Source organism: Sphingobacterium multivorum, assembly GCF_039511225.1.
In the GTDB taxonomy this organism is placed as follows: Bacteria; Bacteroidota; Bacteroidia; order Sphingobacteriales; family Sphingobacteriaceae; genus Sphingobacterium.
In genome coordinates this window covers 2,750,750-2,763,241 of record NZ_CP154261.1, presented here as the reverse complement: position 1 = coordinate 2,763,241, position 12,492 = coordinate 2,750,750, and the positions used below count along the sequence as shown (strand labels likewise).

The following is a 12,492-nucleotide window of genomic DNA, read 5'->3' as shown; positions in this document are numbered from 1 at the left end:
TGCGACTCCATTCGATTAAAGAAAAATGAAAATTATGAAAACCTATTCGACCAATTATTTTAACACATTGATTGAAGCTGCTGCAGATACCAAAGTAGTTAAAGGTACTATTCCACCATCAAAAAGCAATAAAACCGTTGCTGAACGACAATATGAATTAATCGCCTCTGCACCTTATCAGTATACATCTGACGATATTATTTTCCAGGTGTATGCGGAAAGAAAAGGGCTCAGTCCAGACGAGTATCCCGAAGCGAGAGCAGTTTTTTTCTCTAGAGGCCAAGCTTGCCTGCGAGCCTCTCCACTTACGAAGATATATGGCTATGGGATTCATAGTAATAGTGAAGGCAAGATCGCTCTATATGGAATGGAAACAGCAATTTATCAGAAGTTTGTAGCGGATGATAATACAGCGAAAGTTAAAGCAATGAGGTCTACTAGGTAGCACTTGCACAATAAAATGGTGTTGAAAAAAATTAACATTTCTCATGAGCAATCACTTGCTCCAAAAAAGAAATCTGCCGTTCGTTTATTTTCTTCCTAGCTTCCGCAAATGTAAACCAACCTCCGCGATCTATTTCTGGATAAGTTTGCATTTTTCCGGATTTCGGCGGCCATTCCATTTCAAAGGTATTGCTTATCAGATCAGCAGGATCTATATCTCCTTCAATTGCCCAACACTTAACTATTTTTCCTCCTTTCTGTTGAATAGCATGGAGCGCAATAAAATTTCCGCTGGGAAGATAGCCTGTCTCTTCAATAAATTCTCTTTTGGCCGCTTCAAGTTCATCTTCATACAAATCGATTTCTCCCTTAGGGATTGTCCAAGAGCCTTCATCTTTTTTCGTAAAATAGGGACCACCAGGATGTACTAAGAAAAAATAAATTTCTAGCGCCTCAAATTTATACAATAACAATCCAGCACTGGTATTTATCTTTTTAGCCATTGTTGCTGCTATTCCGTAATCTAATCCATGTAGGGGCATGATCGCTGCTTTTCTCCCAGCCGCGGACATCGCGATCAATACCACCTTCAATTAAACGATCCTGAATTGAAGGACTTAATAGGATATGATCTATACGCAAACCGGCATTTCGACTATAAGCCTGACGAAAGTAATCCCAGAACGTATACACCTGCTGATCCGGAAAAAGCCGACGAATCGCATCCTGCCAGCCCGCTTCAAGAAGTTGACTGAAAGCCTCTTTAACCTCCTTTCTGAACAATGCATCATTGACATATTTCTCAGGTTTATAGGTATCCATTTCGGTTGGAATAATGTTAAAATCGCCGATGAGTATCGCTGGAATATCTATGCTAAGCAACGTTTTGGCCCGCTTAGCTAAGCGCTCAATCCACGTCAATTTATACTCAAATTTGGGCCCGGGAAATGGGTTCCCATTGGGCAGATAAAGACAGCAAATCGCGACTTGCTGGATCATAACCTCCAAATAACGGCTTTGAACATCTTCGGTATCACCTGGAAGCGCTCTAGAGACTTCTTCGATCTCATATTTGGAAAGAACCGCAACCCCATTCCAGCTTTTTTGACCGTGCCAAACGGCATGATACCCGATGGCATTAATTTCTTTCAGTGGAAAACGTTCCTGCGGAGATTTCAACTCCTGGAGGCATACAACATCAGGCGATTCTTCGGCCAACCAGCGAAGCAAGACCGGTAGACGCGCATTGATACCATTAATATTATAGGTGGCTATTTTCATGAACTCATTTTTAACTTAAATAAACAACCAAAGGAACCTCTTTATTGTTTGAAACTGCTAAGAAAAATTTAAGCGAGGAAAATTGAACATCTTTAGCAAAACAGCACTTATTTATGAAATTCGTATGGGATTAAATGACTATTTAAGTGATACGACGATAAATTCATTTCTCCAACGCTATAAATACGTATTTAACCTGTATTTTTCGGAAGTTCCTTAGCTACCCTACGCTATTTCTATTCAAAAACTACGGTTAAAGCTTCATAAACATCCTTTAGGTATAAATTTTGTTTCAATTACATCAAAAGAATTTACACTCAAATAGCGTACGGATATGGAAAATATTGAAAAGAAAGCAAAAAAAATAGGTTTGGAAAAAGGCTACTATTTATTGCTAATGGCCATTTTGGATCTTCCAGTTGAAGAAGTACAAAATACAGTAAAGGAGGGTTAAATCATATGAAAAAAATAGCAATCATCAGTACTTGTCCGCCTCAAGAATGTGGGTTAGCAACTTTTACGAAAGATCTTAAACAAGGTATGGAATTCGATCCTACTGTACAAATTGACATCATCGCTTTATCTAAACAGGGATTAGAGGATTTTAATGAATCTGTACGCTTTGTCATCTTTCGGGATCGACTTGATAGTTATCATCAAGCAGCTCGTATCATCAATGAGGAATATGATTATTGTATTGTGCAACATGAATTTGGAATATTTGGTGGTGCCGACGGTATTTTCATCACACAAATCGCCAACAATCTTACTATACCATTATTAACCGTATTTCATACTATTCTGCAAACCCCTTCATTGCAGCAGAAAGAAATTATGGAATTACTTCTGGAAAAATCTCAGGTGGTTGTCAGCCTATCGCCAAAGGGAGTAGAATTGTTAAAGGAGCAATTTGATTCGGCTCTTACGGATAAAATTAAAGTTATACCGCATGGCGTGCCGCAGTTTGACTATAATCAGGGGTTAGCCAAGTACAGGTTGAATTTACAGCAAAACTTTGTGATGATGACTTTTGGTTTAATCGGAAGAAGTAAAGGGCTTGAATATGCCATAAAATCCCTGTCGGGTATCGATCTTCCTGGATTCAAATACTTGATTGTTGGAAAAACACACCCCAATGTGCTTGCCCATGAAGGTGAATCTTACCGATTCGAACTTCAAAATTTAGTTAATCAACTAGGTTTACAGGATAAAGTTGTTTTTATTGATAAATTCTTAACGGATGAAGAACTTAAAGAGTATCTGACAGCATGCGATATATACTTATCCCCATACCCTCACGAACAACAAATAAGCAGTGGAACCTTATCTTTTGCAGTAGGCGCGGGAGCTGCAGTTATCTCCACTCCTTACTGGCATGCCAAAGATCTATTGAAAGATGATCGTGGCATTCTCACCCCGTTTAACGACATAGAATCCATGCGTGGCAACATCAAATTATTGTATACCTCCCATCGACTACTCGCTTGGCATCGATTCAAAGCACGCAGCTACGGAGAACAAACTGTATGGAAAAACGTAGCAAAAATGTATATCGAACTTCTAAATGGAGTAACAACACCGGTAAGATCTTTAATTGATTATGAAAAATACCTCTCTTTTGATTTGAAAAGAGAAGCTTAAAGTTAAAGGGCTGTCCGAGGAGTCTAACTTTTCAGGGCAGTGATTAACATGGACAGCCCTTCCTTTTTACTATTTTATGTACATCCCATCCAATTCAACAGCCTTTCGGATAATCAATTCTCAAACGGATTGGCTTGACTTTTTACTCTCCCTATTTAGTCGTAATAGCCTATTTAAAGTTTCGAATGCCTTTATGGTATAAATGGCCTGCGCTTCTTCCATTTTGAGGCTCGATTGAAGTTCGATTTTTTCGGTAGATATAATCTTGTCCTTTTCAGCAATTGAAATATAAGCGAACAATTTACCAGCTGATTCGGGCACGGCTGTTGCATATCCCGTTGTGGCAATAGCCCATGTTGTACCAAACAGGTTGCTTACTGCAAGTGCCATTTCTTCGGTAATTTTCGGAGATACGCAGTCGCATCTTTCGGCTTCCTTTGCATCCACCTTTAGTATTTTTATCTTAGCATTAATCGTATAGGTGGTCACTCCCCCAGCGAAAACTTCCATTGCTCCCTCCATCTGTGAACAGGCTAACTGCAACAATCCCGCTGTCACACTTTCAGCAACGGCAATACCATCTTTAGCATCTTTGAGATTTTGAGCGACTTCGCGCAGTAACAATTCTGGAAACTCTATTTTCATTATATATTAATATAAGGTCATTTACATATGAAGGCATTGCCTACGCTATCTTTATGCCACATGGTATATTTTAATCTCAGGATTATTGCTTATTAGTGGCTTTAGTGCAACGAGGATGATATTATTGTATAATTCTGTTGACAAAAAGGCCTCAGCATCTTCATAAGTATCAAAGCCATATAAGAGCTGTATATCCTCATCGCTGAAGAGCAACTCTTGTGTTTTCGCTCCTTTTATTTGTTCTCGAAATAAATCTTTGAACTTATTATATGTACTTGTCAATTCCCCCCTATTGGAAGAATTCATTTTTAACACAATTTGCAAATATGCTGTCGTCATTTGTTCCTTATTTTTATTGTCCATAATGGTTTAAATTTCCCTGACCCGGTATGAATGGATTGGAATTGCCCAATCCAAATCTCTCTAAAAACCAAACAGCTTCTAGCTAAAGATCGTTTGTAATAAATTAATATTCTTTCGTTATCTAAGCGAACTTTAATTAAGCATAAACATTTTAGATGATATGCATGTTAAGTAAAAGGACGATCTTTGCACACTAACATTGAGATAAAATCTATCAGCACATGATATATTCAAAAATAGCGCTGTCAACTGTTCTTTTCGTATTAATGGTGCTCATTTGTACAGGCCAGAGTTTTGATCGCCAACTGAGGAATCAAAAGGAAAAGACGCAAAAGGAATTTTTGAAGTTTATTACTGAAATTGGAAGTAAAATAACGGATTCGACCTTAACGACCGAACAGCAAAATGCATTATTTAACCCGATCGTTGCATATGCTCATAAAGAACATACTGGCTTAACACGATTGCGCAAAAAATATTTTGAAAGAATACAGGCTCCACCAACAGCACTTAATGCATTTATTTTTGATAGCAAGCCTCCTGAGGAACTGTCAAAAATGTTGGAAACCCCACAATTCACGACAGTAACCTTGCTACAGTGTTATCGACCTATCGAAATAGCGCGACTTCTCAGCGGAATTATACAACCTATGATTTACCAACAATCGAACATAGGAACAAACGAATCTACAATAGCTTATGCCTTTGGAAATCAAGTCTTCGCTAAACAATTAAAGGAGGATGTTTGGCAAATTTGGCTAGTAAATAGGCTTTATATGCTTAAGTTAAACCTTAATCTACAAACGATGGTTATCCAAAATTCGGAATATACGCTACCCAATAAAGTGGAATATTTACGACTTGGGATCCCGTTCGTGATTCAGAAACCAGCCAATGAATTAGAGAAACTCTATCAGGCAATGGATGAAATACGCTGGAACAGCTATTCATCAACTTGGATACAACAACTCAGCCCTCAAGAATGGCTAGATACTATTGATAAGCGATTAGGTACATTTTACCTAAAAAATCAGCCCCGCTTCATAAAAGTTCAAAATGAAATACTCAAGGCTCTGGAAAAAGCAAGCGATTTGGATACGAACTGGCAAGAATTGCACTTATCTTCTGATGAAAATATACAATTGACAAAAACCTTAAAAAACCATATTTTGCAACCCGATGAAGTTGCACAGCAACTATTTTCATTTTCAAACGGCATTATCCCCTTTAATCAAGATGTTGAAGAAATTGGAAAAAATGCGATGTCAGGGTTTTTACACTATATCGTTGGACATGAAAAAGACCAAGTGTGGAAAATTAGATCTTTAGGTTATTCCATTGCATTCGAATATAAGTGGGACCTAAAGCAAGGCCGGTTCTCTGAAATAAAAATCTTTCAGAGACCATCCTAGTGTAAATTTCCATTGTGGCTATACTAAACTTTTTTGAATTAGGTATCGATAAAAAATCAGTGCTGAAAACAAAGCCGTCTTTATGTTATCATTTTATGCTTGGCGCCCCATTTTTCCAACTGACACCAAATAGGGATAAGTTCTGCCGCAATTTCAGTCAATTGATATTCCACTCGAGGGGGCACTTCCGCGTAAGCAATCCTTTTAACCAGTCCTTGTTTTTCCAGCTCTTTGAGCTGCAAAGTGAGCATGCGATCTGTAATCCCTGTAATCAATTGTTTAATCTCACCAAATCGCAGCTTGCCATGCTGTAATTTAGCAAGTATCAACAGCTTCCATCGGCCACCGATCTTACATACAGCGTACGCTAAATCACATTCAATAATATACTGTTCATTAATCCTATTGGTCGAATTTTCTTTTCGTTTTCCCATAATTTAAAATCTCTTTAATAGCATACAATCCACTGCAAATAGGGACAAATTTAAGACTTCTATTGTACATCTGTGGCACCACAATCGTCAATAATATGACACAAAGCGAAAGGAGGTTATAGCTCCAAAGCTAATAGTCATCAGCTTTGCAAATAATTTAAAACTGAAATTATGATTATGGAGAAAAACAGCTATTTTAGATTTGGTAATCCAATTATTCATTCCAAATATGCCAGATTCAAATTTTAGACTTCGAATATGATCCAACAATTCTATGCCTATCTAAAAATTTTAATGCTATTCATTTTTTTAGATCTTCTAATATTTTTAAGAATACAGACATTATCAACTTGGAAATCCAATCGAAAGCTACTAAACATAGTCTGGTGGTCTATCAGTATACTTTCCTATCTATCCATATTTCTTAATTTATTTTTTAGATGGACTAGTTTTGAATCTGCCTGTTTAGTATTTTTTCCAGTTTCGTTGCTATTGGGTAAGATTATCTGTCTTTTTTTTATTGGTATTGATGCGGTTGTGCATATTTTCAACGTAATAAACAAACGAATAAAAGAAACTAAATCGTTGCCGAAACAAATTGGAAATTTACCCTCCATAAAAAGATCAGATTTTATAGTCAAAAGTGGTCTCCTGTTAGCCAGTGTCCCCATCGTTGCACTTACACGTGGATTTGTCTTCGATTTGTATAAGTACCAGGTCAACCACCTCGATTTAATTTTACCTAATTTACCGAAATCATTTGAAGGAATTACTATAGCCCAAATTTCCGATATACATGCAGGTAGTCTATTTAATTCAACTGCTGTAAAAAGAGGGATTGACCTTTTGTTAGAACAGAACCCTGACATCATCTTTTTTACAGGGGACCTAATCAATGATTTTGCTGCTGAAATGGAAGATTATTTATCCATATTTGATAAAGTGAAGGCTCCATTAGGTACATTCTCTATACTTGGGAATCATGATTATGGAGATTATCATTTTAACCGATATCATTTCTTTGATCAGAAGCATTTGACTAAAGAACAAAACCTTTCAAATCTCAAATCCATTCATCAACGATTGGGCTGGCAATTACTTCTCAATGAATCGAAAGAACTCGTACTGAATAACGAAAAGATTACGATTATAGGCGTCGAAAATTGGGGCGCAAATAATCCACAAAATTATGGGAATATCGACCTGGCCATGTCTAAAGTAGATAAATCCTCGCCTATCAATTTGATGCTTTCACACGATCCCTCCCATTGGCGAGCAGAGATCCTACCCAAATATCCCACAATCGACGTCACTTTCAGCGGGCACACGCATGGGGGACAATTCGGCTATAACAACCCGAATTATCAGTGGAGTCCAGTCAAATATGCTTACCGCGAATGGGCAGGCCTTTACCGTGAAAAGCATCAGGCACTGTACGTAAATGTTGGCTTCGGTTATCTAGATTATCCAAGCCGAGTTGGGATACTACCGGAGATCACCATATTTCACCTGAAGAGTAAAGGTTAAATACTGTCCCTGATGAATTTTTCGCCCAGTACATATTTTCGGGTAACTCTTCAAATTCATTACAGATTTCACCACTATTTCAAATCGAATTTCCTATCAGATGGCCTGAAATACCAAGAAGTAGCAATTAGAATAATGTATAATAGTGCCGGAGCCATTAAAGCGAAGGAATCTCCCGATGCAATATGCGAATACAAGGCACCAGTAGCCGTAAAGAAAATACCCGCATATGCCCATTCTTTCCAAAGTGGTCTTTTGGGCCAAAGCAAGGCAACCACAGCTAATAGTTTCCAGATTCCTAGTAAAGGAAGTATATAACTCGGATATCCTAAATGGTCTATATTTTGTATCCCACCTGCTCCTTCCGTTTGAATTTTAAAAATCTGTATGATAGCAGTTGACAATAACCCTACAGCCAACCATATAGTTGCTATCCAATAAATTATCCGATTTCTTTTCATAATGCGTTGATTTACTTATTATCCTGTTAATTACTTTACATTCCTAGCCACCTCTCCTATCTTCGACACCCGGTATTATCCTTGCCACCCAAAATAAAGCAGCTCTTTTACTGACCGTTTTTTTATTGCGTAGCTATTTGACTACAAATATAAATGTAGTTATGTAACTACGCAATATTTTATTTCATTTTTTTACCTGAGGCATTAACTTCAATGGCTATACCCCTAATGCAGTGATTAAACCTGCTATTTTATTTTTCATATCTTTGAATTAAGATCAATCCGACGTCACATAGTAACAACAAAATAACCGTAGTTACTATTCATCGCTGCGGTGGGCCGGAAATTCTGGAAGGATGCCGTAACATTGGGGCTAAACAAGGAGGCTGCAAGGTAGGTGAAGCCGTCATCACAACTGCAGGCAAGCTAGCCGCTAAATATGTAATTCATACAGTTGGACCAGTGTGGAATGGTGTCATTACACCGTTTCTGATGGCCGATACAACACTTAAGCAGATCAAAATAGTATGTTTGACGATGATACCTTTCTACTGATCAATCAAATAGTAATATAAACCTAGCATAAAACTAAGACTACTCCGCTTCAAATTCCCATCTATATTCATAGGAAGGAACAGGCTTATCAATGTGTGGAAATTGCAGTTTTTTGAGTTCCCTAATATGCTCAAAATCTTTATTTAAGAGCAAATATATACCCGCATTCTGACTGATTTTTCTCAATATTTCTGGAGTGATCTCTCTTTCTCGACTGTTGGCAGATATGATCATTTTTACAAATTGCTTGCCCGATGAAGTTATATACGGATTCAGCTTATAGGGCCCCGGAATACCATCATTTTCGTGAGATTGTCCTGCCAATACATCATTGATATAGATCGCATAGTCTACATTTTTTATTTCATGGTAGAGAAAGTATGATTTTACGACCGAGGCTATTCCGCTATGAGCAACCTCAGCAACCTCATCATTTTCCCTATCTCCACCGCCATTGTTACACGACATAAACAACACAACACAGTACATAGCAATGACGATAATTTTTTTCATTTCGTATTTTCTCCTTATTTTTAAAACTGTCGCAATATTCCTTTGATAGCGATTCTAAGCCAATACGACCAACAAGTTAACAACCCAATTTAAGGCCTTAAAACAAGAAATTGCGGATGGCTATACAGCTTATTAAGATACAAATTAGTCGGAATAAAATGGGCTATACAGGTTTCTTTTTTTAAAGGAGAAGTAAGAAAAGTGTAACCATATATCAACCTCTTGGCCGTATTTAAAAGAAAGAGAAACGTCCATCTTTTTAAAATTTCTTTATAAGTCACTAGAATTCACGATATTTGGAAAAATAAACACCCTACCAGTATCTGTTTAAAACATTGGTTATCCAATAGCTGGATAACCTTTTTTTGTAAGAAGCTATCCTGAAGTTGCCCCACTCTCAATATAGCATGTCGAACAGTATGCAAACACAGCTTCACGATTGTTCGGCTGTCATCTATCTCGGTAAACTTTCGGGACGGCGCATACGATAAGAAGTCCCTGTGATGGCATGCAAAAAGGCCTCAATATCTTTTATTTCATCTTTTGTCAGATTTAGGGGTTGCATCAATGGATCAGTTACAGGATAAAGTGGATCTTTTGCTTTCTGTTCAGCAGTAGCGGAATTCATCTGCATACCACTATTGTAGATATTCAATAGACCGGTCATATTCCAAAACAATCCGTTGTGCATCCACGGATCGGTATTCATCACGTCACGTAGGGATGGTGTACGGAAACGTCCTACATCAGCAGGATCCTTTGTAATCTCGTATCGTCCCAGGTCCTGATATTTCCGTTTGTAATAGGTGAGACCAATATTGTGATACAGATCATCGGTAAAAAATTGACCATTATGACAATTCATACAGCGCGCTTTGGTGCGAAATAAATGAAGACCGCGAACTTCCTGATCAGACAACACTTTATAATTGCCATCTAAAAACTCGTCAAAACGGCTTCTTCTACTTGTTAATGTCCGTTGAAAAGCACTTAAGGCTTTCAGTACCTCCAGCATCGAATAATCGGCTTCCCCAAAAGCATCCGCAAACAATTTGTTGTATCCGGGGATGGCCTTTAGCTTGGGAATCAGTTTTGTCAATTCCATATCCATTTCATGATGAGCTTCAATAGGACCCAACGCTTGTTCCTCCAATGAACCAGCACGACCGTCCCAAAACAATTCCTTGCGTGCATACACATTGAGCAAAGATGGCGTATTACGCGTGCCTTCAAGATGATCATTACCAACTGGTACGGTAAGCTTGTCAGCCCAGGAAGTCTGGGGGTTGTGGCAGCTACTACAGGATATTTGATTGCTTCCCGATAGAATGGGGTCAAAAAAAAGATATTTCCCCAACTTCACATCAGGCTTTTCCATTAAAGAAAAATAACCGGTATCGATCTTGGGTAGAGACTTAAATTCATTCCAATGAGCCCCGACATCAATTGTTGGTTTTGGCCATTCGCTCACCGGCCGTCGATAATAAAGCTGTATCTCATCATCAAAGGCTTGCTGTTGATCTTTCATAGAAAGCAAACCCACAAAACCAACAATAGTGGCCAATACACAAAACTGCTTTTTCATTCTCTCTTAATTATGCTTATAAACAAGTACGATAACTATTTTAAAATATATAAGAAACCCCCAATTTACCCAGAAACCAATTTTTACCCGGTACACTTGACAACGTATAGTCTATCGGTACCAAATTACCCCTACACTGATAATCCATCTGGAGCTGTATGCTCCAATTGTTCTTTGCATGATGCGTGCCCCATACCCAGGACATATTCCAGCTATTACTTGGAGCGGTGTCGTAAAGATAATCTTGATACAGTATCTGCTTCCCAAAATCCCCTGTATTCAACTCAGATACGTAGAGATTATGGCTTGGTGACCATTGTTTAGTATAGCCGATTGTTCCTATTATATCGGCCGACTGGCCGAGCCGGAATGTTCGATTCAGTCCCAGTCCCAGTTTAACTTGATCAAATTCCATTTGGTTACCGCTAACACCATCTTTTTTCTCGGTCTTATACATACCAGCATGGCCTTCAAACAAATACTGATGTACGCCTAATTGAGTTTTAAACGAAATTTCGTGCCGACGATAGGTGTAGTTATTTGCTAGATAACTATAATTAAAATCCTGTCCATTTTCAATTTGTCCCTGCAGCGCTACTCTTAGCAATCGCTTACGATGCATCTGCCGGCTCCATAAAAAATCGATTGATCCGATATCTTTTTTATAATCATTTAAGGACAAATAGGTCTGTTTTGAGTTATCATTTCGTCTGAATGATTGTTCTTCATTTAGATAGCGACTATTAAAATAGATCTTATTCCTATCATTGGGTTTCAGCAAGATATGCGCGCCGACGCCTTTACGGTGAATGATATCGTTGTAATTGATCTCTTTTAGTCGCTCACTCGCACTTCCAAAACCGTTCATCATCCAATTGACATACAATGGGTCTTCTGTATTGGTTGTATACTTGTCATTTTTATAGCCCACGTTGACCCGTTCAGAACCATATCCCCAAATACCAGCAATATGGTAAGAAAATGTTGGCAGATTGTGACCAACACTCAATTCAAACTGCAGGTTCATGTCCTTGATATCGCCTCTTGGATCATTATTGGAGTAGTGAGAGCCTAATCGATAATCGATGCCAAGGGAAATTGGGAGCTTGGCATCGAAGAATGCTCTTTGGATTCCCGCATCGAGCTTATAGGTCTCTCGACTGTATTTATTTTTTCGCAACGAACCAAAATACAATGGCGCATCGACATTCCATCGTGACTGATGGCGCAAAGCAGTACTGTCTTCTGCGGAGCGATCATATGAAAATCTCCCCCAAAAGCTAGTTTTGCGCCAATCGGTCTTCCCTTCCGTATACAATTGGGATTGAATGAGACCATCAGTTCCTTGCGCCGCCTTAAAGTCTCCTTGCCCCCTGCTGTGCCGAATACCAAATAGAGAAGATCTATTTTTGACTTCCTCAGGAATCCATACCCTATTTCGTATGGCCATATCATGCATTATCACAAATGATGGCTGATACCAATAGGTCAAAGCTGCTGTTGAATCTAAAGAATTAGACGTACTCTGCCCGAAGACAGCGTGGTAGGCTAAGAAAGCCCCCCAAAATAACATGATGTATCTCACACTTTTCATTCAGGTATTTTTTATAAAATACCAGCTTTCCAACGAA

At 38.4% G+C, this 12,492-nt stretch carries 14 protein-coding genes; 5 read left to right on the top strand and 9 right to left on the bottom strand.

Translation table 11 applies throughout. The features are described from left to right. Window positions 1-25 precede the first annotated feature (25 nt). A complete protein-coding gene (locus tag AAH582_RS11305; protein WP_343322196.1) occupies window positions 26-445 on the top strand; it encodes a DUF6157 family protein in 420 nt (139 codons plus the stop codon). Window positions 446-476: 31 nt separating this feature from the next. On the opposite strand, the gene AAH582_RS11300 is transcribed toward AAH582_RS11305, so the two are convergent. Both AAH582_RS11300 and xth read right to left on the bottom strand, forming a co-directional pair. After that, entirely contained in the window at window positions 477-947 is a 471-nt protein-coding gene (locus AAH582_RS11300; RefSeq protein WP_343322195.1) for an NUDIX domain-containing protein, read from the bottom strand. After that, complete coding sequence (xth, locus tag AAH582_RS11295; RefSeq protein WP_343322194.1) at window positions 940-1,725, bottom strand: exodeoxyribonuclease III; 786 nt, start codon at window positions 1,723-1,725, stop codon at window positions 940-942. Before xth ends, AAH582_RS11300 begins: the two co-directional genes overlap by 8 nt. A 459-nt stretch (window positions 1,726-2,184) precedes the next feature. On the opposite strand from xth, the gene AAH582_RS11290 reads away from it, so the two are divergent. Beyond that, entirely contained in the window at window positions 2,185-3,366 is a 1,182-nt protein-coding gene (locus AAH582_RS11290) for a glycosyltransferase (protein WP_046676280.1), read from the top strand. 120 nt (window positions 3,367-3,486) lie between these two features. Here AAH582_RS11290 and AAH582_RS11285 read toward each other — a convergent pair whose 3' ends face one another. Next, entirely contained in the window at window positions 3,487-4,011 is a 525-nt protein-coding gene (locus tag AAH582_RS11285; protein WP_053003999.1) for a CinA family protein, read from the bottom strand. Between the two features lie 51 nt (window positions 4,012-4,062). Further along, entirely contained in the window at window positions 4,063-4,374 is a 312-nt protein-coding gene (locus AAH582_RS11280; protein ID WP_053003998.1) for a hypothetical protein, read from the bottom strand. A gap of 221 nt (window positions 4,375-4,595) precedes the next feature. Here AAH582_RS11280 and AAH582_RS11275 point away from each other — a divergent pair, with 221 nt between their 5' ends. After that, window positions 4,596-5,786 carry a hypothetical protein gene (locus AAH582_RS11275; RefSeq protein WP_343322193.1) on the top strand — a complete coding sequence of 397 codons (1,191 nt, stop codon included), beginning with the start codon at window positions 4,596-4,598 and terminating at the stop codon, window positions 5,784-5,786. Window positions 5,787-5,866: 80 nt separating this feature from the next. On the opposite strand, the gene AAH582_RS11270 is transcribed toward AAH582_RS11275, so the two are convergent. Continuing rightward, window positions 5,867-6,220, bottom strand: a complete 354-nt coding sequence (locus AAH582_RS11270; RefSeq protein ID WP_046676278.1) for a winged helix-turn-helix transcriptional regulator — start codon at window positions 6,218-6,220, stop codon at window positions 5,867-5,869. A gap of 585 nt (window positions 6,221-6,805) precedes the next feature. Here AAH582_RS11270 and AAH582_RS11265 point away from each other — a divergent pair. Continuing rightward, entirely contained in the window at window positions 6,806-7,747 is a 942-nt protein-coding gene (locus tag AAH582_RS11265) for a metallophosphoesterase (protein WP_343322192.1), read from the top strand. A 74-nt stretch (window positions 7,748-7,821) separates the two neighbouring features. Here the strand turns inward: AAH582_RS11265 and AAH582_RS11260 are convergent, their stop codons facing one another. After that, window positions 7,822-8,208, bottom strand: a complete 387-nt coding sequence (locus tag AAH582_RS11260) for a DoxX family protein (RefSeq protein WP_343322191.1) — start codon at window positions 8,206-8,208, stop codon at window positions 7,822-7,824. Between the two features lie 270 nt (window positions 8,209-8,478). On the opposite strand from AAH582_RS11260, the gene AAH582_RS11255 reads away from it, so the two are divergent. Next, window positions 8,479-8,763 (top strand): macro domain-containing protein, encoded by a 285-nt coding sequence (locus AAH582_RS11255; RefSeq protein ID WP_343322358.1) that lies wholly within the window; start codon window positions 8,479-8,481, stop codon window positions 8,761-8,763. A gap of 39 nt (window positions 8,764-8,802) precedes the next feature. On the opposite strand, the gene AAH582_RS11250 is transcribed toward AAH582_RS11255, so the two are convergent. The 3 genes from AAH582_RS11250 to AAH582_RS11240 form a co-directional block, all read right to left on the bottom strand. Then, on the bottom strand, window positions 8,803-9,276 hold the full coding sequence (locus AAH582_RS11250; protein ID WP_343322190.1) for a hypothetical protein: 474 nt from the start codon (window positions 9,274-9,276) through the stop codon (window positions 8,803-8,805). Window positions 9,277-9,730: 454 nt separating this feature from the next. Continuing rightward, window positions 9,731-10,861, bottom strand: a complete 1,131-nt coding sequence (locus AAH582_RS11245; protein ID WP_343322189.1) for a cytochrome-c peroxidase — start codon at window positions 10,859-10,861, stop codon at window positions 9,731-9,733. Window positions 10,862-10,901: 40 nt separating this feature from the next. Further along, window positions 10,902-12,455, bottom strand: a complete 1,554-nt coding sequence (locus AAH582_RS11240; RefSeq protein WP_343322188.1) for a DUF6850 family outer membrane beta-barrel protein — start codon at window positions 12,453-12,455, stop codon at window positions 10,902-10,904. Window positions 12,456-12,492 lie beyond the last annotated feature (37 nt).

Coding starts and splice junctions, on each gene's coding strand:
- AAH582_RS11305 (WP_343322196.1), top strand. CDS start 26: ATGAAAATTATGAAAACCTATTCGACCAATTATTTTAACACATTGATT.
- AAH582_RS11300 (WP_343322195.1), bottom strand. CDS start 947: ATGGCTAAAAAGATAAATACCAGTGCTGGATTGTTATTGTATAAATTT.
- xth (WP_343322194.1), bottom strand. CDS start 1,725: ATGAAAATAGCCACCTATAATATTAATGGTATCAATGCGCGTCTACCG.
- AAH582_RS11290 (WP_046676280.1), top strand. CDS start 2,185: ATGAAAAAAATAGCAATCATCAGTACTTGTCCGCCTCAAGAATGTGGG.
- AAH582_RS11285 (WP_053003999.1), bottom strand. CDS start 4,011: ATGAAAATAGAGTTTCCAGAATTGTTACTGCGCGAAGTCGCTCAAAAT.
- AAH582_RS11280 (WP_053003998.1), bottom strand. CDS start 4,374: ATGGACAATAAAAATAAGGAACAAATGACGACAGCATATTTGCAAATT.
- AAH582_RS11275 (WP_343322193.1), top strand. CDS start 4,596: ATGATATATTCAAAAATAGCGCTGTCAACTGTTCTTTTCGTATTAATG.
- AAH582_RS11270 (WP_046676278.1), bottom strand. CDS start 6,220: ATGGGAAAACGAAAAGAAAATTCGACCAATAGGATTAATGAACAGTAT.
- AAH582_RS11260 (WP_343322191.1), bottom strand. CDS start 8,208: ATGAAAAGAAATCGGATAATTTATTGGATAGCAACTATATGGTTGGCT.
- AAH582_RS11250 (WP_343322190.1), bottom strand. CDS start 9,276: ATGAAAAAAATTATCGTCATTGCTATGTACTGTGTTGTGTTGTTTATG.
- AAH582_RS11245 (WP_343322189.1), bottom strand. CDS start 10,861: ATGAAAAAGCAGTTTTGTGTATTGGCCACTATTGTTGGTTTTGTGGGT.
- AAH582_RS11240 (WP_343322188.1), bottom strand. CDS start 12,455: ATGAAAAGTGTGAGATACATCATGTTATTTTGGGGGGCTTTCTTAGCC.